This is a genomic window from Hyphomonas oceanitis SCH89 (genome assembly GCF_000685295.1).
GTDB lineage: Bacteria > Pseudomonadota > Alphaproteobacteria > Caulobacterales > Hyphomonadaceae > Hyphomonas > Hyphomonas oceanitis.
In genome coordinates this window covers 38,326-59,964 of record NZ_ARYL01000013.1, presented here as the reverse complement: position 1 = coordinate 59,964, position 21,639 = coordinate 38,326, and the positions used below count along the sequence as shown (strand labels likewise).

Here is a 21,639-nt window from a genome sequence, read left to right as displayed (position 1 = left end):
TCAGGCGGTCTGCAGCAGCGTCTTGAGGGCGGCAACAAGCTTAAGGCTGTCCTGCGGTGTGTTGTAGAGGCTGGGCGTGATGCGCACGCAGCAGCCCTTCGCCACGCCAGTGCGATGCACGGTGAAGATGCCATGCTCGTCGAGCAGGGTTTTGACGAGCGCGAGATTATCCTCAAGGCTGGTACGGCCCTTGATGCGGATCGAGGTGATGCCGGCATGCAGGCGCGGATCGTCGGGCGTGAGGATTTCAAGGCGAGGGTCGCTGCGCATCTCGGATACCCAGAGATTGCGCAAATAGGCAAAGCGCGCGGCCTTGTTGGCGGGGCCGACCATTTCGTGGAAGTCGAGCGCGTCTGGAACGGAGAGGGAAGCGGCGAAATTGGTCGTTCCCGTATGGACGCGGTTATAGATCGTGCCAGTGCCGTCGGGCCGTTCGGATATGTTGGGGGCGATCGATTCAAGACGGTCCTTGCGAATGCACATGATGCCGACGCCGAGCGGCGCGCCGATCCATTTGTGCATATTGAAGCCGACGAAATCCGCGCCGAGATCGTCTACCGTAAAGTCCAGCTGGCCCCAGGAATGGGCGGCATCAACGATACAATCGACGCCCCGTTCGCGGGCCATGGCGACAATCTCGCGTATGGGCATGACGAGGCCCGTGCGGTGACTGACATGGGTCAGCAGGAGCAGGCGCACCTTCGGATTGGCTTTGAGCGCATCGGCATAGAAGGTGAGAAGTTCGTCGTGCGAGACGGGTTCCGGAATGGCGAGGCGCACGACGGAACAGCCATTGCGCTCAGCCAGCGTATCCATCGCGGTCAACATGGAATCATAGTCGAGATCGGCATACATGACCGCATCTCCCGGCTTCAGCCCGCGATAGCCCCCGATCAGGCCCTGTAGTGCCTCCGTCGCGCCCCGCGTGAGGACGATCTCGTCGGTGCTGGTGCCAAGTAGGCCTGCGACACGGGCATGGATGGGCACCATGTCAGCATTGTACTTGCGACGGGCATAGAAGGAGTTCTCGCGGTTCACGCGCTCGGTGTTGCGGATGTAGGCGTCGAGCACGGGGCGGGACATCAGGCCCCAATAGGCATTCTCGAGATTGGTGACTTCATCGGTGACATCATAATGCGCTGCGATGCGCGACCAATAGGCCTCGTCATCCGGGGCGATGCCGCCAGACGCGGCAGGCGGAGGCGTGGCTGTCGCGCAGGCAGATAGGGGAAGGGCGGATGCCGCTGTAAGCGCGCCCTTCATGGCCAGCCGTCTTGTCATGTCCATTGCCTTGCCCCTGTCTCGATTACTTGCGTACCGAAACCGCGCGGAAACAGGAAGTCAAAGGAAAGCGCACATACAAAGTGAAAGGAACAGGGTCTGCGCAGCAAGGCGGCGCTGGGTAGAGAGTGATAAGCCCCCTTGGTCAGAGCCAAGGGGGCGATTGCCACGCTAAATCTGTCCTGAGACTTCCAGCACGTCTTCGACTGTGCGCAGGCCCGGCTTTGGCGATGTCACGAGGACGGCCATGTTGCCGGGCAGGTGCTTGTTGTCGAGCATCTTGTCGTGGGCGGCCGGAATGTCGGCCCAGGAGAAGACTTCCGACATGCCGGGATCAATGCGCCGGTTGATGACCAGGTCATTTGCCGCGCTCGCCTGCTTCAGGTGGGCAAAGTGGCTGCCTTGGACGCGCTTCTGGCGCATCCAGAGGAATCGGGCATCCATGGTCAGGTTGAAGCCGGTCGTGCCGGCACAGATGACCACCATGCCGCCGCGTTTCACGCAGAAGACGGAGACAGGGAAGGTGCTCTCGCCCGGATGTTCGAACACGATGTCGACATCCTTCTTGTCCGTAAACTGCCAGATCGCTTTACCGAACTTGCGCGACTCTTTCATATAGTCGGCAAATTCCGGGCCGTTGACGGTCGGCAGCTGGCCCCAGCAATTGAAGTCCTTGCGGTTCAATACGCCCTTGGCGCCGAGGCTGAGCACGTGCTCTTTCTTGTCGTCGCTGGAAACGACGCCGATGGCGTTCGCGCCGGTGACGGCACAAAGCTGTACGCCGAAGCTGCCGAGGCCGCCCGAGGCGCCCCAGACGAGCACGTTGTCAGCCGGCTTCACGATGTGCGGGCGGTGGCCGAACAGCATGCGATAGGCCGTGGCGAGCGTCAGCATATAGCAGGCGCTCTCTTCCCAGGTCAGGTGTTTCGGACGCGGCATGCACTGGCGCGCCTGAACGCGGCAGAACTGCGCGAACGAGCCATCTGGCGTTTCATAGCCCCAGATGCGCTGGCTGGGCGAGAACATCGGGTCGCCGCCATTGCACTCTTCGTCATCACCATCATCCTGGTTGCAGTGGATGACGACTTCGTCGCCGGGCTTCACACGGGTCACCTTGCGGCCCACGGCCCAGACGATGCCTGCGGCATCGGAGCCGGCAATGTGGTAGGGCTGCTTGTGGATGTCGAAGGGCGAAATCGGTTCGCCGAGACCGGCCCAGATGCCGTTATAGTTCACGCCGGCAGCCATCACGAGGACGAGCACTTCGTCGGAATCGATTTCCGGTACCGGAACCTGCTCAAGCTGCATCGCGGATGACGGGCGCCCATGGCGCTCACGCCGGATGGCCCATGCATGCATGAGTTTCGGCACGTGGAACTCGGGCGGAATCTCGCCCAGTTCGTAAATGTCTTTCTGTTGTCTGCCCATAATTGAAATACCAATCCTCCAGAATCACGTCAGGGAGCAGCGTGCGCACGATTATTGCGTGTCTTCACAAAGCCCCCGGGTCGCGGCACCTTGGCTTTTGGCCAGCAAGGATGCAAGGATTTTGTTGCGCCGCACAATATCGCAATCCCAACAGCGTGACAAAAATGACAATATGCCAGACTGCCTACCTCAACGGCGCCTTCTGTTCTGCAGCAGACGCTATGGTTTCGCCCTTTGACCGGGGGTTCCTTTTTGCCCATGCCGCCTATGAGTTAACGGCCGTTTATGGCGGCCGTCTGGTCGATTTCGAGGGCCATATGTCGCGTCTAGACCGCACATTGGGCGGAATTGCCCTGCCAAACCCGCTCAGCGCTGAAGCCTGGGGCAAGGTTCATCGCGATCTCATCGAGTTCAACAACCTGACCGAAGGGCTGATCTATCTTCAGGTCACAGGCGGCGCCTATGGCATGCGCGACTTTGCCGGGCCCGAAGAATTCGAGCCGACCGTTTTCCTCTATGCCGACACCAAGCAGCTGATCGGCGAAACGGCGCGCGATGGGGTGAGGGCGATCTTCCTGGATGACACACGCTGGAAGCGGCGCGACATGAAGACGACCCAGCTCCTGTCGCAGGCGCTGGCCTATCGCGCCGCCCGAGAGGCGGGGGCGGATACGGCCCTCATGGTCGAGGAGGGGAGGGTAACCGAGGCGGCCTCGTCCAATGCCTGGATTGTCGATTCGGCGGGGCAATTGGTAACCCGCGAGCTTTCCTCGTCGATCCTGCCGGGCATTACACGGGCCGGTGTGCTTTCCCTGCTGGAAGGGTCCGGCCTGACCCTCGTTGAGCGGTCATTCACGCCTCAGGAAGCACTTGCGGCGGTCGAGGCGTTCACGACGTCTGCCGGCGCGATGATTGCGCCTGTGATCTCCATTGATGGCCAGTCGATTGGCAGCGGCAAGCCGGGCCCGGTTACGCGTCAGCTCCAGCGGCTCTATTATCAGGCGATGGGGGCCGATGTGGCGGCTGTTGCGCCTTGGGCGATGGACTGAGGCGGGGCGAAAACGGCCTTTGCCTTGAGCATGAGGATCGTGCTGGCAAGGCAGAAAGTCACGAAATTAGCGGCGATGATTGATGGGCTGGCCAGCATTATGCCATAGGCCAGCCAGACGGCGACACCGACGGTGAACATGGCGTACATAATGAGGGATATGCCGTCTGTCTGCCGCGTGCGCAGGATTTTGACGGCTTGCGGCACGAACGAGGCGGTTGTCAAAAATGCAGCCAAAAATCCAATATATTCAGCCACTTGATGCGTCCTCTGTCAGCGTCTGACAGCTTTATACATCAAGCCGGACCTAGCGGCGAGTAGCGGGATCGGTGTCGTCTTCGGCGTCGTGGAATTCGCCCTCGATGATGTCTCCGCCTGTCATGCGGGCGCCCGGATTGGCATCACGGAACGAAGCGTTCATTGTGCTCATGACGGCGCCAACCTCGGTTGTGGCGATGCGGGCGCTGATCGCGTTGGCCGCAAGGGCAAACCCGGTGATGCCGATCAAAATTGCTGCATCTTCAAGGCCGAAGCCGCGCGCCAGTGACGTGTCGCGAAAGAGGGCCAGGAAACCCAGGAAGACGATGAACAGGCCCGCCAGGCCGCCAAGGCGCACCGCAAAGCCGGGCAAAAGCGCTGTCATGGCAATAGGCGCCGGGTTCCCCGTCAGGCGGGCGAGACGCAGGCGCTCAACCAGGCTGACGCCCATCATGGCGGCAGCGAGCAGCACGATCATCAAGGCGCTGCGCTCCATCAGTGCCACAAGCAATACGCCGAAAGGGAAGGCGAGCAGGGTGGCAAGGCGAAGGCCAAGGGCGGTCTGGAGCGGGGAGGTGGACTGGGTCAGGGTGTTTCCGGGTCGGTTCAAGGTACGTCAAAGGGTATTCGCGGGTCTGTCGCGGGTGGTGTAGTGTGCCGAATGTGGCCACGCAAATGCGTCAGCACAAGGGCGTCATGTGCCGCTTGCGCTCCGGCGCGCCGCGCGGCATGTTGCGCCGCAACAATTCAAAGGGGAGCCCCGGCATGGCCGATACACAGAGACCGATCCAGCACGCGCCTGACAGGCCATGGATTTTCCGCACCTATGCGGGCCATTCAACGGCGCAGAAATCGAACGAACTCTACCGGGGCAACCTGGCCAAGGGGCAGACGGGTCTCTCCATCGCTTTCGACCTGCCAACGCAGACCGCCTATGACGCCGACCATATCCTGGCCAAGGGCGAAGTCGGCAAAGTGGGTGTGCCCGTCAAGCATATGGGCGACATGGCGAAACTGTTTGACCAGCTGCCGCTGGAAGAGATGAACACGTCGATGACGATCAATGCGCCGGCCGCCTGGATGCTGGCCATGTATGTCGCGCTGGCAGATGAGCGCGGCGACGACCGGGCGAAACTTCGCGGCACGACGCAGAATGACATCGTGAAGGAATACCTGTCGCGCGGCACCTACGTATTCCCGCCGGAGCCGTCGATGCGGCTGATCGCGGACATGGTCAGCTGGTGCTATACCGAAGTTCCAAAATGGAACCCAATGAATGTGTGCTCCTATCACCTGCAGGAGGCTGGTGCGACGCCGGAACAGGAGCTGGCCTATGCGCTGGCGACGGCGATTGCCGTGCTCGACAAGGTGAAAGCTGGCGGGCAAGTTCCGGAATCAGACTTTGAAACGGTGTTCGGGCGAATTTCCTTCTTCGTGAATGCGGGTGTGCGTTTCGTTACGGAACTCTGCAAGATGCGCGCGTTCGTGGATCTCTGGGAAGAGATCGGGCGCGAGCGTTATGGCGTGTCAGACCCCAAGGCACTCCTGTTCCGCTATGGCGTGCAGGTAAACTCGCTGGGCCTCACCGAGCCGCAGCCGGAGAATAATGTCTACCGCATCCTGATCGAGGCGCTGGCCGTGACCCTGTCCAAGCGTGCCCGCTGCCGCGCGCTGCAATTGCCAGCCTGGAACGAGGCCATGGGCCTGCCGCGCCCATGGGACCAGCAATGGAGCCTGCGCCTGCAGCAGATTCTCGCTTACGAGACCGACCTCCTGGAATTCGAGGACATTTTCGACGGCAGCCATGTCATCGAAGGCAAGACCGAAGAGCTGAAGAAGATGGCGCGCGCCACGCTGGCTGAAATAGATGCGCTCGGCGGGGCGACCAATGCGATCACGCATATGAAAGAGAGCCTGGTCGGTGCGCATATCGACCGGATCAAGGCCATCGAGAATGGCTCGCTCAGTGTGGTCGGCGTTAACAAGTATACATCCACCGAAGAAAGCCCGCTCGGCGTGGGCGACGGCTCCATCCAGACGGTCGATCCGATGGAAGAAGCCATGCAGGTGCGCGACCTCGAAGCATGGCGTGCGAAGCGCGACAATGCGGAATGTGATGCCGCGATTGCTGCGCTCAAGGCGGCGGCCGAGAGCGGCAGCAATATCATGGAGCCTTCCATCACATGCGCCAAAGCGGGTGTGACGACAGGCGAATGGGGCACGGCAATGCGCGAAGTGTTCGGAGAATTCCGTGCACCGACGGGCGTGGCCATGGTTATCAGCAGTGGCGGAGATGAAGAGATCGAAGCGGTGAAGGTCGAGGTCGACCGTGTGTCAGACGCGCTCGGACGACGCCTCACATATGTGCTGGGCAAGCCGGGCCTTGATGGCCACTCGAACGGTGCCGAGCAGATCGCGGCGCGCGGGCGGGAAGTGGGCATGGATGTCGTCTATGAGGGCATCCGCTTCACGCCGGCAGAGATTGCCGCGCAGGCGAAAGAGGCCAAGGCGCATGTCATTGGACTGTCGATCCTGTCGGGCAGCCACCTTGACCTTGTTCGCGAGACGATTGCCGAGATGCGCAAGCAGGGGCTGGAGAATGTGCCGCTGGTCGTCGGCGGCATCATACCGCCGGAAGATGCCCAGGCCCTGCGCCAGATGGGCGTTGCCCGCATCTATACGCCGAAGGATTTCAAGATCACGGGCATCATGGGCGACGTGGTGAAAGTGGTCGAGAAGGCGTGGCTGGCAACGGCTTAGCACGATTTTTCCTCCCCCGTGCAACGGGGGAGGTGGCCCCGAAGGGGTCGGAGGGGGAGCATGGTTGGTGGGGGCGGAAAATGCCCCCTCCGTCACACGCCTTGCGGCGTGCGCCACCTCCCCCGCTGCGCAGGGGAGGAAAGGCAAGTACGGCTTTCTGGCTCTGGACGGTGCACAGGAAGCCCAGTATGGGCGGCGCATTCGTACAATTCAGTCTGAGCGGGAGCCGGCATGGGACAGTTTGAACTCGGCTGGGAAGAATGGCTGGCACTGCCGGACCTTGGGCTTCCTGCCATCAAGGCCAAGGTGGATACCGGCGCGAAAACCTCAGCCCTGCATGCCAGCGTGATCGAGCCGTTCGGGCCGAGCACCAAGCCGCAGGTGCGCTTCCTGATCCAGCCGAACCCCGCAGACCCGAACCTTGAAATCACCTGTTCGGCGCGCGTCATCGACCGGCGCGAGGTGACCAGCTCCAATGGCGACACCGAACTGCGCTATGTCATCGAGACCGATGTGCAGATGGGCAAACGCCGGTGGCCGATCCAGCTGACCCTCTCGAACCGCGAAAGCATGACCTATCGGATGCTGTTCGGTCGCGCGGCCATCCAGCCGGACATGATCGTCAATCCGAACGTGTCCTTCAGCCAGCCGGTGTTGGATTTCGCCCGCTATGGCAGCCTGCCGAAGCGTACGCCGGTGAAGCGGCCCTTGCGCATTGCACTGCTGACGCGCGAGCCGAACAATTACTCCTCGAAACGCCTTATGGAAGCCGCCGAAGCGCGTGGCCATGTCATCGAGGCGATTGATACGGCCCGATGCTACATGCAGATCGGCACGCTGGACCCGGAAGTGCACTATGATGGCAAGGCGCTGGCGCGTTTCGATGCGGTCATCCCGCGCATTGGTGCGTCGATCACCGACTATGGCATGGCCGTGCTGCGCCAGTTCTCGAACACGGGCGCCTTCTGCCTGAACGGGGCAGGGGCCATCGGGCGTTCGCGCGACAAGCTGTTGGCGCACCAGTTGCTGGCCCGGGCCAAGATCGACATGCCGATCACGGCTTTTGCGCACAGCCCGAAGGACACAAAAGACCTGATCTCGCTCGCCGGAGGCGCACCCGTGGTCGTGAAGCTGCTGTCCTCGACGCAGGGCAAGGGCGTTGTGCTGGCCGAGACGCGCAAGGCCGCCGAGAGCTTGGTGGACGCCTTCCGGGGCCTGGAAGCGAACTTCCTTGTGCAGGAGTTCGTGGCTGAGGCCGCGGGCGCGGATACGCGCTGTTTCGTTATCGGCAACAAGGTGGTTGGCGGCATGAAACGACAGGCCGCCAAGGGCGAGTTCCGCTCGAACCTGCACAGGGGCGGCACAGCGAGCGCGGTCAAGCTGACCCCTGCAGAGCGCGAAGTCGCGCGCGATGCGGCCAAGGTGCTGGGCTTGCGGGTGGCAGGCGTCGACCTTTTGCAAACGGATGATGGGCCGAAAGTGTTGGAAGTGAATTCCTCGCCGGGCCTTCAGGGCATCGAGGGCGCGTCCGGCAAGGATATTGCCGGCATGATCATCGAACATCTGGAGCGTCAGGTTCGCCCGCTCGCCAAGGTGCGCGAAACCACGGGACGGACCGGACGAACGGGTCGGCGCGTCAACGTGAACTGAACAGCCGGCCCTTCTCGGTAATCAGGATGATCACGAGCGATACGAGGCCGAGGCAGACAAAGCCGAGAGTGATCGGGATGGTCGAGCCATTGTACTGGCTGGAAATGGCCATGCCGATAAGGCTTGAGACCGTCGTCGTCGCAAAGCCGTAAGCCGCTGAGGCCGTGCCGGCGATCTTGCCAAGGGGCTCCATCGCAAGCGCGCTGAAGTTCGACCCCATCAGGCCGAAGCAGCCGAAGCAGAGCGCAAAGAGCGGGAAGAAGATGTAGAGGTGCTCGCCAAAGAAATAGCTGATGGCCGAGAGGACGGCGGCCCCGATTGTAAACACGAACAGGGCTGTCTGGCTGATGCGGCGCATGCCGACCTTTTCCACAATTCGCGAATTGAGGAAGTTGGCGCAGGCGAGCGTGCCGGCGATGCCTGCGAACCAGAGCGCGAAGGTTTCGGTCTGGCCGAAGATGACGCCGGATACGCACATGTAACCAAAGGTCACGCGGGACTTGAGGATCTGGCCATAGGCGCCCATTGCCGCGCCGAGGTTCAAGGGCTGGCGCGCGGATTCCGGCAATGTTTCGGGCAGGCGCATCCATGTCCAGCCGAGCATGATCATGCCGAAGATGCCGAGCACCACAAAGATGGCCTCCCATGGCGCGAACAGAAGGACGAGCTGGCCGATACCCGGTGCAAGGATCGGCACGACCATGAAGATGGTCATGACCAGCGACATGAAGCGGGCCATCGAGCGACCGGCGAAGAGGTCACGCACGATCGACACAGCGACGAGGCGACCGCCGGAAGCAAAGACGCCTTGCGTGAACCGCATCAGCAGCAGGGCATGGAAGTCGCGCATCACGATGCAGGCAAAGGCCGTAATGATGTAGCCGATGATGGCCACGAAAAGCGGGCCGCGCCGTCCGAAACGGTCGGAGATGGGGCCCCAGATGATCTGCGGCGCGCCAAAGCCGAGCACATAGGAGAAGATGATCATCTGCTGGCGGTTGTCGCTTTCCATGCCGGGCGCGGTAAGGCCGACAGCGTGGGCGATCTGGTTGAGGGCGGGCAGCATGACGTCGATGCCGAAAGCATTGAGCGCCATCAGGCCGGCAATCATCACGACAAGTTCGCTCCGCCCCGGCACAGGGCGTTTGGCGCCGGGCAGGATGCCTGTTGGCGGAATGGCGGTGGGTTCTTGGTCGGCCATGGGCCCGCCTTTCCTGTCAGGTGCGGTTTGGGGGGGAAGGATCCTATCTGGGCCAAGCCTTGCCGCTTGCCTAGGGGCGAATGCGCGAAAAATGTGCACCATGCAAAAACGCCGCCCTGAAAAGGGCGGCGTTTGAAGCGGGATAGGGACAGATCAGGCCTCGGGCCGCTGGATCTGGGTGCCGAGGTTGAAGATGACCTGATCGGCGTCGAAGAATGCCGGATCATCGGGTTTCGGCCCTTTGCCCATCACGATCTCGGCGGAGGCGACATATTTCGTGACTTCGCGATATTCCTGAGGGCCGTCCCAGAAGGGATCATAATAGCCCCAGCGCGATGCATAGAAAGAGCGCGGATAGGCCCAACGGCGGTAGGGGTCATAGAAGTAGCCGGCGCGGGGGCCGTAATAGCTGTAGTCGAGATAGAAGTTACTGTAGAAGGGCGAATAGCCGGCCCCTGTCGGCACAACGCGGCTGTCCGCGTCTGTCGCGCGGTGGACGACGCGGAAATGGTCAAAGCCATTCTGCTTGGTCAGTTCGGCGGCGCGGTAGAGCATGTAGGTTTCAACGGTCTTCCGGTCTGTCAGGCTGTTACCTGCAAACTGGACCTGGAAGCGGTTGGATTCGATCTGCTGTTCGGAATAGCCGCTCTTCGTGTCGAGCGCTGCCTGATAGGGGGTTGCGGTGGTACAGGCGACAAGCATGGCGAGCGCTGCGAGGCCGGCGGCAATCTTGGTAATTTGCATTTTGATGGTCCTCCTGAGGGGAGCTGGTTACCTTCAATGTAAGCCAATCCCGCCTGAACGCCAGTTGAACTGGCAGGTTCCGGCTCTCCCATTTGTCATATGACAATCACGTTTTCGGGAACTAGCGTGTGGTGTGGGGCATTCCGTGATTGCGAGGAGGTGCCATCATGCCAGAAGTAACACGTAGCTTCAGAACCTGTCTTGGCCTGATTTCGGCAGCTCCCTTGTTACTGGCGGCCTGTAGCGGTGGAAGTGATGGCGGCGATGGGCCCGCGCCAACGCCGACCCCTGCCAACCGTGCACCAGCATTCACGTCATCGCCTGCAATCAGTGTCGATGAGAACGCGACCGGGACGCTCTACACGTTTGCCGTATCCGACCCGGATGGTGACACCGTCTCCGTTTCAGTCGTGCCCGGCGGTGATGAAGCGGCCTTCAATATTGATACGACGGCCCGAACGATCAGTGCGGCCACGCCGCTCGACTTCGAGGCGCCTGCGGATGCCAATGCGGACAATGTCTACAACATAACCCTTGAGGCGACGGATCCGGGCGGCCTTACGGCGCGCCTGGAACTCGCGATCACTGTGGACGATGTCGTCGAGGGCATGACCGTCGCGCGGGTGGGCACCGGCTTTACGCAACCGCTTTACCTTGCGGGCCTGCCGGGCACGTCGCAGGTCGTCGTGCTTGAAAAGGCGGGCCATATCCGTGTGCTTGATCCGGCGACGGGCGTGATCGACGCTGTCGATTTCCTTGATATATCCGGCGAAACATCTGCAGCGGGGGAAGGGGGGCTGCTCGGGCTTGCCTTCTCGCCAGACTTCGCGAGCGACCGGACCTTCTACATCAACATGACCAATAATAGCGGCGACACGGAAATCCGGCGCTACCAGATGTTCTCAGGCTCGCTGACACAGGCCGACCCGGCAACGGCCGACGTGATCCTGACATTTGACCAGCCGCAAGCGAACCATAATGCGGGCTGGATCGGCTTCGCGCCGGACGGGCTTCTGGTCGTGCCGACGGGCGATGGTGGCGGCGCGGGTGACCCGAACGGATATGCCCAGAATCCGAACTCACTACTTGGCAAGATCCTTCGCATTGATGTGACCGGAGATGATTTCCCTGCGGATGATGCACGTGACTATGCCATCCCGTCGGGGAACGCGTTTACGGGGGCCTCGGGCCGTCCGGAAATCTTCGCGCTGGGTGTGCGCAATCCGTTCCGCTGCAGCTTCGATGAGGTGAGCGGCGACCTCTTCATCGGCGATGTCGGGCAGGGCGCTGTGGAGGAAGTCGACCGGCTGAGCATGAGTGATGCGGGCACGAATTTCGGCTGGAATATTCAGGAAGGTACGCAGGATTATAACGGCGCAGACCGGGCTGGCCTTGTCGACCCTGTGATCGAATACACGCATGGCAGCGGCATGACACAGGGGCAGTCCATAACGGGCGGCTATGTCTACCGGGGCAATCTTGAACTGATCAAAGACCATTATATTTTTGCGGATTTTGTCTCGAATAACGTCTGGGCCGTGCCGGTGGATGATCTCGGCCCGGACCGCACGGTGTTCGGCAGCGAATTCCTGCGCATTAACGGATCGCTGCGCCCGGAGACGGGAACGGTCGAGAGCATTTCCAGCTTTGGCGAGGACAATGACAGCAATCTCTATATCGTCTCCATTCTCGGCGATGTGTTCCGCATCCAGGCCGACCAGCCCTGACCCCGCAAAGAAAAAGGGCGGCCTCGCGGGCCGCCCTTGATCATGTCTGTATTGCGAACCTGATGGATCAGGCGGCCTTGTAACCGATGACGGCTTTGGTCTCGAGGAATTCCTCGAAGCCGAGCTCGCCCCATTCGCGGCCGTTACCCGACTGTCCGTAGCCGCCAAATGGCGCGGAAAAGTCAGGGTTCGCGCCATTGACCAGAATCTGGCCGGCGCGGATCTTGTTGGCGACTTCATTGGCTTCTTTTTCAGGGCCCTGAACATAGCCGGCAAGACCGTAGACCGTGTCATTGGCCATCGAGATGGCATCTTCCAGCGTGTCATAAGGCAGGATGCAGAGCACCGGGCCGAAGATTTCTTCGCGCGCGATGGTCATGTCATTGGTCACGTCTGCGAAGACGGTCGGGCGGGTAAAGTAGCCCTTGTTGAAGCCTTCAGGACGGCCAGTGCCACCTGCGACGAGTGTCGCGCCTTCGTCGATGCCCTTCTGGATCAGGTCCTGAACCTTCTGGAACTGGCTGCCGTTCGAGATCGGGCCAATGGCGCCTGGCGTTGCTTCGCCGGGCATCATGACCTTAACCGATTCAGCAGCGGCCTTGGCGATCTTGATCGCGTCGGCCTGCTGGTCCTTCTGGACGAACATGCGCGACGGGGCGTTACAGGACTGGCCTGTGTTCGTCATCATCTGGCGCACGCCGCCGCCGACAGCTTTTTCAAGGTCAGCATTTGGCAGGACGATGTTCGGCGACTTGCCGCCGAGTTCCTGGGCAACGCGTTTGACGGTCGGTGCAGCAGCCTGGGCCACGAGCACGCCGGCGCGGGTCGAGCCGGTGAAGCTCATCATGTCGACATCCGGATGGCCGGATAGAACGGCGCCGACGCTTGGGCCGTCACCATTGACGAGGTTGAACACGCCTTTTGGCACGCCGGCCTCATGCAGGACTTCAGCGAAGATCAGCGCATCAAGCGGGGCGATTTCGGAAGGCTTCAGCACCATTGTGCAGCCTGCTGCGAGGGCAGGGGCGACTTTACAGGCGATCTGGTTGAGCGGCCAGTTCCATGGCGTGATGAAACCGCAGACGCCGATGGCTTCCTTGCGCAGGAGCGTCGTGCCTTTCAGCTCTTCCCATTCATAGCCGCGCAGGATGGCAGCTGTCGTGGCGAAGTGGCCCATGCCGGCAGGCACCTGAGCCGCATTGGCGAGCCACATCGGCGCGCCCATTTCGTCTGAAATGGCGCTGGCAAGGTCAGGCATGCGCTTCTGGAGACCGGCCGTGATCTTGTCGAGCAGGTCGGCGCGATATTCGACGCTGGTTTGCGAGAAGGACGGGAAAGCAGCCTTGGCGGCGGCGACAGCCTTGTCGACATCGGCTTTCGAGCCGAGCGAGATGCGCGCAAAGGGTTCTTCGGTTGCGGGGTTCTCGACGTCGAGCGTACGCGGCTCGACCGGATCGACCCATTCACCATTGATGTAGAACTTGAGATAATCTTTCATAGGCGTGAGCCTCCCTGTGGTGTCCGTTGTTCTTGCCTGACTATAGGTGACGTGCGCGTCACCGGCGAGTCCTGACGCAAAGGAAATCTGGTTAGTAACAAGGAATTCATCAAGGGCAGACCTGCGACCTAGCGCTTCATGCCGCCCAGGATGCCCCGTAGGATATAGCGGGTAATCTCCCGCGTCGCCGTGCGGGCGGCCTGCTTGCCCGCCGCCTCGATCGGCGTCTGGCGGCGCGAGCGGGTCGATTTCGCGCGGGTTTTCTTCTTTGCGAGCGCTTCTGCCGCCTTGGCTTCCTTGGCGGCGAGCTTCTCGGCCTGTTCCGCCGCTTCTGCTTCCTTCTCTTCCAGGATCTCGTAGGCGGATTCCCGGTCGATCACGTCGTCATACTTGCCAGCATAGGGGCTGTCCTTCTGCACGGCGGCCCGTTCGGCGTCCGTTGCCGGGCCGAGGCGGGAGGAAGGCGGGCGCACCATTGTGCGCTGGACGACCGATGGCGCACTCTTGGCGTCGAGCGTGGAAACGAGCGCCTCGCCCGTGCCGAGCTGCGTGATGATCTCTTCGGTGTCGAGGGACGGGTTTGGCCGAAAGGAGTCAGCTGCCGCTCGCACGCCTTTCCGCTCAGCGGGTGTGTAGGCGCGCAACGCATGCTGCATTCGGTTGCCGAGCTGGGCGAGAACGCTTTCGGGCAGGTCGCGCGGGTTCTGGGTGACGAAGAAGACGCCGACGCCCTTGGAGCGAATCAGGCGCACAACCTGTTCGATCTTCTGCATCAGGGCGGGGGGCGCATCATTGAAGAGGAGGTGGGCCTCATCGAAGAAGAAGACGAGTTTCGGTTTCTCCGGATCGCCGACTTCCGGCAGGCGCTCGAACAGTTCCGACAGGAGCCAGAGCAGGAAAGTGGAATAGAGTTTCGGGCTGTTGATCAGTTTCGTGGCGTCCAGCACGTTGACATAGCCGCGCCCGTCCTGGGTCGTGCGCATCAGGTCTTCCAGCTCCAGGGCCGGCTCGCCGAAGAAGTGTTCGGCACCTTCACGTTCGAGCATCAAAAGGTTGCGCTGTACCGCGCCGAGCGAGGCGGCGGCCACATTGCCGTATTCCTTGCTGATTTCGTCGCGCACGTCTTTCTGGGAAAGATGGGTGAGCAGCTTGCGCAGGTCTTTCAGGTCGAGCAGCAGGAGCTGGTTGTCGTCGGCATATTCGAAGGCGATGTTGAGCACGCCTTCCTGCGCATCGGTCAGGCCCATGAGGCGCGACAGCAGCAGGGGGCCCATTTCTGAAATCGTGGCGCGAACGGGATGACCGTTCTCGCCGAACACGTCCCAGAAAATGGTCGGCGCGGCGGCATAGCCGAAGTCTTCCAGACCGATCAGTTCTGCCCGCGCGACGAGCTTTTCATGCAGCTTGTGGTCGGCGCTTCCCGCAACGCAGATGCCTGAGAGGTCGCCTTTCACATCAGCGCAGAAGACGGGCACCCCTGCATCGGAGAAGCCCTGCGCGAGAATCTGCAGGGTCACTGTTTTGCCCGTACCGGTGGCGCCAGCGACGAGGCCATGGCGGTTGGCCACTTTCAGAAGCATTTCCTGGGCTGTGTTCGGTGTTCCCGTGCCGTCTGCGTCAGCGCCGCCGATGAAAAGTGCGTCCGTCATGTTGCCCATTTCTCCCCTGATGCGGAGCGGACGCTAGTGGTTTCACAGGATTCGGCAAGGCCCCCACTGAGCTTGGCTGCCATCAAAGAAAGGCGTGGCTTGACGGCGGGCAAGGCTGCTTCCAACCTGTAATTCTAACGGGGGCCCCTGAATGGATCGCGCGACCAAGACCGGCATCTGGATCATCGCGACCGGCGTGATCATCACCTTCCTCTATGTGGGGCGGGGCATCCTTTCGACATTTGCCATGGCGGTGTTCCTGTTCCTCGTAATCGAGGGGTTCGCGCGCATGATCGACAACTGGTCGCATTCAATGCGCCGGAGTGCGGCGCGGGCTGTGGCGATCCTCATCGTGCTCGGCGGCTTTGTTGGCTTCATCGCCTTGCTCGCGAATGGCGTGTCGCAGTTCGGGCGCGATGCGGCGGAGTATGAGGAGAAGATCAACGGCCTGATCCAGGACGCATATAGCCTCGTGAACATGGAGAACGCGCCGACATTGACGCATCTTATGTTCAACGAGGGCGGTCAGCGCTTCTTTGCCACGATTGCGAATGCGACGGGCGACCTGTCTGGCGACCTGATGCTGATCTTCATCTATGTCGCGTTCCTGTTCCTGGCGCAGTCGGGCTGGACCCGTAAGCTGGACAATATTTTCCCGGATTACGAAAAGCGCGCGATGGTGCGCGAGGTCGGGGATGAAGCGCGGCGCGGTATCGAGACCTACCTCTGGACCCAGACGGTGATCTCGGCGCTGATAACGGCGTTGACCTATGTGTCGCTGCTCCTGCTGGGTGTCCAGAACGCGCTCTTCCTCGCGGCGCTGATTTTCGTGCTTAACTATATACCGACCGTCGGGTCGATCGTGGCCGCGCTTGTGCCGCCCCTCTTTGCACTGGTGCAGCCGGATATCCCGGGATGGATACCGGGCACTCCGCCTCAGGACATCTACATCTATGCCGCGATCGTGTTCGGCATTGTCAGCTTCTGGCAGTTTTCGATCGGGAACTTCATCCAGCCGCGCATGATGGGCGACTCACTGAATCTTTCTGCATTGGTTGTGTTGCTGGCGCTTGCGATCTGGGGTGTGCTTTGGGGCATACCCGGGATGTTCCTGTCAGCGCCGCTGACTGTGTTGATGATGATACTGTTTGCGCAGTCCCACAGTACGCGATGGATCGCGATCCTGCTCTCCGCTGATGGAAACCCGCAAGGGGCAGGAGAGAGCAAGAGATCAGTGACAACTGCCAAAGTTGATAGCGAAAACAGTTGAAGTATGGCATCGCGCACCTTCAGGATTCACTGCATCCATATCAGTAATCTCTTCATGATTTTTAATGTAGCAATACCAGCGGTAACCCTTGTCTTCCAAAGATAAGGGCCGAAATAAAGAGATCAGGCCTCCGCGTGCGTCCCCCCACCCAGCCTGCGGAACGCCTGTAGGGCCCGTCGGACACGTCCCCGTTCGGCGGGCCCGCCTTATTTGGCAGCCATGATTTGAATTTGTCTGAGACGCAGAAAGTTCCATTTGTAACAGGCCATTGAAGGTCGTCCCGGTGCACGTTACACCCGGTTGGATAGTCTTCACTGCCAGTGAGCGAAAATCCCATGTCCCAAACACCGTCCAAGGTCGACCCGCTTCAGCAATTGCTCAAGCAGGTAAAACTGGAATCCAGCAACGAAGATCTGACCGGCCTGACAGAGGCTGATCTGATGGCTCTGGCAGAGGGCCTCTGGAACTGGGGGAGCGAGGTTGCGCCTGACACACAGGATGCGCGCGTCCTGCGGGATCCCGTCGGCGCCAACGGCACGTTGCAGCGCTCGGTTCTCGAAGCGGTCGGGCCCGACATGCCCTTCCTCGTGGACTCGCTGCTGGCCGAGTGCGCGGCCGAAGGCCATGAAGTCAAAGCGCTGTTTCACCCGATTGTGACCATGGATGACGGGCGGGTCGTTTCTGTTATCCAGATTCATTTGCCTCCCATGACGCCGGCCGAAGCCACCCGCCTGACCCAGAGCGTGCGCATGACACTCAGCGACACGCGCCAGGTTGTCAGCGATTTCGAGCCGATGAAGGAGCGCATGCGGGCCGAAATCCGGAGCATTGCCGAGCAGCAAAATCACGCCGCTGACGACCGTGCCGAATCCATCGCCTTCCTTGAATGGCTGCTTGAGGACCATTTCGTCTTCGTCGGCTGCCGCGAGTATCGCTTCGAGACGGACGCAAAGGGCAAGGTTCTGCCCGAAGAGCCGATCATGGTGGAGGGCTCCAATCTCGGCATTCTGCGTGACGAGCAGCTCAATGTGCTGTCGCCTGACAGCGAACCGCTCGTTCTCACGCCCGAGATCGGTGATCTGCTTGCCGAGCCGTTCCCCATGTTCGTCGCCAAGTCGACCCTTGTCAGCCGCGTACACCGGCGCGTGAAATGCGATTATATCGGCGTCAAGAAATACGATGCCGAGGGCAGGGTGAATGGCGAGGTTCGCTTCCTCGGCCTTTTCACCGCTGAAGCCTATGACGAAACGGCGCGCTCCATTCCGTTCGTGCGGCGCCGCGTGAAGAAAGTGATCGCGGCCTCAGGCGCAACGCCCGGTGGCCATACCGAAAAGACAATCGCGAACCTGCTGGAAACCTGGCCGCGGGACGAACTGTTCCAGACGCATTCACGTACCCTGACGCCAATGATCGTCGGCGCGATGCACCTTGTCGGCCGTCCCCGCACGCGCCTCTTCCTGCGCGCCGATCAGTTCGACCGCTTCGTGACGGCCATCGTGTTCGTGCCACGCGAAGCCTATGACACCAATTTGCGTATACGTATCGCAGACGTGCTGACGCGCGCCTATGATGGAACGCTTGAGAAATTCCAACCCTATTTCGATACCGGTCCGCTGGCGCGCGTGCATTTCGAGATATCGCTCGACCGCGACCATCCCGAGCCCGACGCCGCAGAACTCGAACGCGAGATTGCCGCGCTGGCCCGTACCTGGGATCAGGGCTTCCGTGAAGCCATCATGGCGAGTCCCCTCGCTGACGCCGACCGCGATGGCGGTCGTGCTTTCCTGGGCGCTTTCAACGCAGCCTATCGTGAAGCCTTCCTGCCCGCCGAGGCGCTGCGCGATGTGATGACGATGGCCGGCTTGCACGCCACCACGCCGGTCCTCGCCCGCGCCTTCCGGCTTGAGGGCGATGGCGAAGATGCCGTCCGTGTGAAGATCTATGCGCGCAAGGGTGCGATTCCGCTTTCACGCTGTGTGCCTGTGTTCGAGAACATGGGCCTGTTCGTGAACTTCGAGACCGGCTATCCGGTTCGGCCTTCGGAAAAGCCCGCCGCTGACGCCCCGGACACTTACTGGATCCACTCGCTGTTCATGCAGTCGGTCAATGGCGATGTCGTAGACCTCGAGAAACTCGCGCGGGGATTTGAAGACGCTTTTGTAGCCGTGTGGAGCGGCCTTGCGGAGAATGATGGCTTCAACCGCCTTGTCCTCCGTGCCGGTGCCAGCTGGCGCGAAGCAGCCCTGATGCGTGCACTTTCAGCCTATCGTCGCCAGTCGGGCCTCGACCAGCCGCAGGATGTGCAGGAAGATGCACTTGCTGCACATCCCAAAATCGTGCGCCTCTTGCTTGATCTCTTTGCCGCGCGGTTCGACCCGTCAGCCTATGAAGGGCTCGATGCGCGCCGCGCTGCCACGGCCGAAATACGCTCGGCAATCGAAACCGCGCTCGCAGACGTGGCCACCCTGACCGACGACCAGATCCTCCGGCACCTGACAGACCTGATCTTTGCCCTGCAGCGGACCAATTTCTACCAGACTGACGCAGACGGCCGCCCGCTCTCCTTCATCAGCTTCAAGGTGGCGAGCCGCGAACTGGAAGACCTGCCAGATCCAAAGCCCTACCGCGAAATCTTCATGTCGAGCCCGCAGGTCGACGGCGTGCACCTGCGCTTCGGCCCGGTGGCGCGTGGCGGCCTGCGCTGGTCGGACCGCGCGGCGGACTACCGCACCGAAGTGCTGGGCCTTGTGAAGGCACAGCAGGTCAAGAACGCGGTCATCGTGCCGGTTGGCTCGAAAGGCGGCTTCTTCCCGAAACAGCTGGCCGACCGGTCTGACCGCAATGCCTGGTTCGAAAGCGGGCGCGATGCCTACAAGCAGTTCATCACGGCACTGCTGGAGCTGACCGACAATCTCGATGGTGCAAACGTGCTCCATCCGCAAAATACGGTCATCTGGGACGGCGAAGATCCCTACCTCGTTGTCGCTGCCGACAAGGGTACGGCGACCTTTTCCGACACGGCCAACGCGATCAGCGAAGCGCACGGCTTATGGCTGGGCGATGCGTTCGCATCCGGTGGCTCTGTCGGCTACGACCACAAGAAAATGGGCATCACGGCGCGCGGCGCCTGGGAAGCTGTCAAACGCCACTTCCGCGAAATGGGCAAGGATATCCAGACCGAGCCTTTCACCGTCATCGGCGTCGGCGATATGAGCGGCGACGTGTTCGGCAACGGCATGCTTCTGTCACCGGAAATCCGCCTGATGGCCGCGTTCAACCACCTGCACATCTTCGTCGACCCGAACCCGGGCGACTCGGCCAAGAACCTCGCCGATCGCCAGCGCCTGTTCGACATGCAGGGCTCCAGCTGGTCCGACTACAACACAAGCCTGATCTCAAAGGGCGGCGGCATCTTCCCGCGCACCGCCAAGTCCATCCCGCTCAGCGATGAGATGAAGGCCATGACGGGGGTCAACAAGGATGCCGTCACGCCGGACGAGCTGATCCACGCCCTCTTGAAAACCGAGACAGACCTGCTCTGGTTCGGCGGTATCGGCACCTATGTAAAAGCCAGTAACGAAACGCATGCCGAAGCGGGCGACCGCTCGAGCGACGCCTTCCGCGTCAACGGGCGTGACCTCAAGGCGAAAGTCATCGGGGAAGGGGCGAACCTTGGCCTCACCCAGGCAGGCCGCATCGAGTTTGCCCAGAATGGCGGACGCATCAATACCGATGCCATCGACAACTCGGCTGGCGTCGACAGTTCCGACCATGAGGTCAATATCAAGATCCTCGCGGCCGAGGCGATCCGTATCAAGTCCCTAAAGGCGAAGGACCGCAATGGTCTGCTCGCCGAGATGACGGACGATGTGGCCGCCCACGTCCTGCGCCACAATTACGACCAGACCGCCGCCCTGTCGCTGGCCGAGGCGAGCGCCGCAGCCGACCATGAAGCGCTTGAGCGCCTGATGGTCTATCTTGAAGAACGCGGCGTGCTGAACCGGCCACTGGAAGGCCTGCCAAGTTCGGCGCAGATGCGTGTACGACAGGAACAGGGGCAGTTCCTGACCCGACCCGAACTCGCCGTGCTTCTGGCCTGGTCGAAGATCGTGCTGATTGATGACGTGGTGGCTTCCGACATTCCCGACGATCCGTATTTCGAAAGCGTGCTGACCTCCTATTTTACCCACCCGATCGACACGTACGGCGAGGCGATCAGCAATCACCGCCTGAAGCGGGAGATCATCGCAACTGTGATCGCTAACCGCTCGCTCGACATGGCTGGGCCAGTGCCTCTGCTGCGCCTGCGCGAAATGTCGGGCGGCGATAGCGCGGCGACTGTGCGCGGGCTGGAAGCGGCACGCGCCGTGCTCGACTTTGACGCCTTCCGCCGCGAAGTCGACAGCCTCGACAACACTGTGCCCGCAGACCTGCAAATTGACCTGCGCATGCAGGCCATGCAGGCGATGAATGAAGCGGCAACATGGTTTGTCCGCATGCGCCCGGGCATGAGTGTGGGCGACGCGGTTGCCGAGTCTCACGTACCGCTGAATGAGTTGAAGGCGGCGCTGGCTTCGGTGCACTCACCGTATCCGGCATCCCGTATCGAACGGGCGACGCGTGGCTTCATGAAGCGCGGTGCACCCGAAGCGCTTGCCCGCTGGGCGGCTGCCATGAGCAACTTCGCGCAAGGCCTTGTCGTCACTGATCTGGCAAAGACAGCCGACATTGGCGTCGAAGAGGCGGCTTCTGCCTTCTATGCGCTCGGCGACTCGCTGCGGCTCGACCGCCTGCGTGACAGCGCATTGGAAGGGCTGGAAAAGGCTGGATACTGGGACCGCGTAGCGGGCAGGCGTCTGGTCAGCGAACTGGTGCGGCTGCAGGCAACTGCAGCAAGTGATGCGATTGCAGCCGGTGGCACGGATGCCTGGCTCGCCGACAAGCTCGAGGCACGCCGGCAGCTTATCGCGACGCTCGGCACGCTCTCCAAGGGCAAGGACTGGTCCTTCGCAAAGTTCACCCTGTCGACAGACGCTGTGCGGCAATTCATGGGCCGGTAAGGGCTGGCAAGTTATACACAGGGCAGAAGTGCGCGGGACGGCGGCCGATAAGGCTTGGCTTGACG

General features: G+C 61.4%; 14 protein-coding genes. 6 read left to right on the top strand and 8 right to left on the bottom strand.

Translation table 11 applies throughout. The features are described from left to right. Together HOC_RS09935 and ccrA are read right to left on the bottom strand one after the other, a co-directional pair. Complete coding sequence (locus HOC_RS09935; RefSeq protein ID WP_035538044.1) at nt 1-1,287, bottom strand: aminotransferase class V-fold PLP-dependent enzyme; 1,287 nt, start codon at nt 1,285-1,287, stop codon at nt 1-3. Between the two features lie 165 nt (nt 1,288-1,452). Continuing rightward, complete coding sequence (gene ccrA, locus HOC_RS09930) at nt 1,453-2,709, bottom strand: crotonyl-CoA carboxylase/reductase (RefSeq protein WP_035538041.1); 1,257 nt, start codon at nt 2,707-2,709, stop codon at nt 1,453-1,455. Between the two features lie 221 nt (nt 2,710-2,930). On the opposite strand from ccrA, the gene HOC_RS09925 reads away from it, so the two are divergent. Further along, entirely contained in the window at nt 2,931-3,758 is an 828-nt protein-coding gene (locus HOC_RS09925; RefSeq protein ID WP_241766969.1) for an aminotransferase class IV, read from the top strand. Here HOC_RS09925 and HOC_RS09920 read toward each other — a convergent pair. Then, a complete protein-coding gene (locus tag HOC_RS09920; RefSeq protein ID WP_051624717.1) occupies nt 3,707-4,015 on the bottom strand; it encodes a SemiSWEET family sugar transporter in 309 nt (102 codons plus the stop codon). The genes HOC_RS09925 and HOC_RS09920 overlap by 52 nt on opposite strands. Nucleotides 4,016-4,064: 49 nt before the next feature. Beyond that, nucleotides 4,065-4,625 carry a hypothetical protein gene (locus HOC_RS09915; protein WP_035538039.1) on the bottom strand — a complete coding sequence of 187 codons (561 nt, stop codon included), beginning with the start codon at nt 4,623-4,625 and terminating at the stop codon, nt 4,065-4,067. 119 nt (nt 4,626-4,744) lie between these two features. Between HOC_RS09915 and HOC_RS09910 the strand changes: the two genes are divergently transcribed. Together HOC_RS09910 and rimK are read left to right on the top strand one after the other, a co-directional pair. Continuing rightward, complete coding sequence (locus tag HOC_RS09910) at nt 4,745-6,775, top strand: methylmalonyl-CoA mutase family protein (protein ID WP_084146248.1); 2,031 nt, start codon at nt 4,745-4,747, stop codon at nt 6,773-6,775. 231 nt (nt 6,776-7,006) lie between these two features. After that, nucleotides 7,007-8,425, top strand: coding sequence for a 30S ribosomal protein S6--L-glutamate ligase (rimK, locus tag HOC_RS09905; protein WP_035538035.1), 1,419 nt, complete (start codon nt 7,007-7,009; stop codon nt 8,423-8,425). Here the strand turns inward: rimK and HOC_RS09900 are convergent. Next, nucleotides 8,412-9,626 (bottom strand): multidrug effflux MFS transporter, encoded by a 1,215-nt coding sequence (locus HOC_RS09900; protein ID WP_084146245.1) that lies wholly within the window; start codon nt 9,624-9,626, stop codon nt 8,412-8,414. The genes rimK and HOC_RS09900 overlap by 14 nt on opposite strands. A 153-nt stretch (nt 9,627-9,779) precedes the next feature. Next, a complete protein-coding gene (locus HOC_RS09895; protein ID WP_035538033.1) occupies nt 9,780-10,370 on the bottom strand; it encodes a CC0125/CC1285 family lipoprotein in 591 nt (196 codons plus the stop codon). Nucleotides 10,371-10,537: 167 nt separating this feature from the next. Between HOC_RS09895 and HOC_RS09890 the strand changes: the two genes are divergently transcribed. Beyond that, entirely contained in the window at nt 10,538-12,097 is a 1,560-nt protein-coding gene (locus HOC_RS09890; protein WP_051624716.1) for a PQQ-dependent sugar dehydrogenase, read from the top strand. A 67-nt stretch (nt 12,098-12,164) separates the two neighbouring features. Here the strand turns inward: HOC_RS09890 and HOC_RS09885 are convergent, their stop codons facing one another. Continuing rightward, nucleotides 12,165-13,595 (bottom strand): aldehyde dehydrogenase family protein, encoded by a 1,431-nt coding sequence (locus HOC_RS09885; RefSeq protein WP_035538030.1) that lies wholly within the window; start codon nt 13,593-13,595, stop codon nt 12,165-12,167. A gap of 128 nt (nt 13,596-13,723) precedes the next feature. Continuing rightward, nucleotides 13,724-15,244 (bottom strand): helicase HerA-like domain-containing protein, encoded by a 1,521-nt coding sequence (locus HOC_RS09880; RefSeq protein WP_051624734.1) that lies wholly within the window; start codon nt 15,242-15,244, stop codon nt 13,724-13,726. 151 nt (nt 15,245-15,395) lie between these two features. Between HOC_RS09880 and HOC_RS09875 the strand changes: the two genes are divergently transcribed. Both HOC_RS09875 and HOC_RS09870 read left to right on the top strand, forming a co-directional pair. Next, entirely contained in the window at nt 15,396-16,514 is a 1,119-nt protein-coding gene (locus tag HOC_RS09875) for an AI-2E family transporter (protein ID WP_051624714.1), read from the top strand. Between the two features lie 335 nt (nt 16,515-16,849). Further along, nucleotides 16,850-21,574: an NAD-glutamate dehydrogenase gene (locus HOC_RS09870; protein WP_035538027.1), complete on the top strand. Its 4,725-nt coding sequence runs from the start codon at nt 16,850-16,852 to the stop codon at nt 21,572-21,574. Nucleotides 21,575-21,639: the final 65 nt, after the last annotated feature.

Coding starts and splice junctions, on each gene's coding strand:
- HOC_RS09935 (WP_035538044.1), bottom strand. CDS start 1,287: ATGGACATGACAAGACGGCTGGCCATGAAGGGCGCGCTTACAGCGGCA.
- HOC_RS09900 (WP_084146245.1), bottom strand. CDS start 9,626: ATGGCCGACCAAGAACCCACCGCCATTCCGCCAACAGGCATCCTGCCC.
- HOC_RS09880 (WP_051624734.1), bottom strand. CDS start 15,244: ATGACGGACGCACTTTTCATCGGCGGCGCTGACGCAGACGGCACGGGA.
- HOC_RS09910 (WP_084146248.1), top strand. CDS start 4,745: ATGTTGCGCCGCAACAATTCAAAGGGGAGCCCCGGCATGGCCGATACA.
- ccrA (WP_035538041.1), bottom strand. CDS start 2,709: ATGGGCAGACAACAGAAAGACATTTACGAACTGGGCGAGATTCCGCCC.
- HOC_RS09870 (WP_035538027.1), top strand. CDS start 16,850: ATGTCCCAAACACCGTCCAAGGTCGACCCGCTTCAGCAATTGCTCAAG.
- HOC_RS09895 (WP_035538033.1), bottom strand. CDS start 10,370: ATGCAAATTACCAAGATTGCCGCCGGCCTCGCAGCGCTCGCCATGCTT.
- HOC_RS09890 (WP_051624716.1), top strand. CDS start 10,538: ATGCCAGAAGTAACACGTAGCTTCAGAACCTGTCTTGGCCTGATTTCG.
- HOC_RS09875 (WP_051624714.1), top strand. CDS start 15,396: ATGGATCGCGCGACCAAGACCGGCATCTGGATCATCGCGACCGGCGTG.
- HOC_RS09885 (WP_035538030.1), bottom strand. CDS start 13,595: ATGAAAGATTATCTCAAGTTCTACATCAATGGTGAATGGGTCGATCCG.
- HOC_RS09925 (WP_241766969.1), top strand. CDS start 2,931: ATGGTTTCGCCCTTTGACCGGGGGTTCCTTTTTGCCCATGCCGCCTAT.
- rimK (WP_035538035.1), top strand. CDS start 7,007: ATGGGACAGTTTGAACTCGGCTGGGAAGAATGGCTGGCACTGCCGGAC.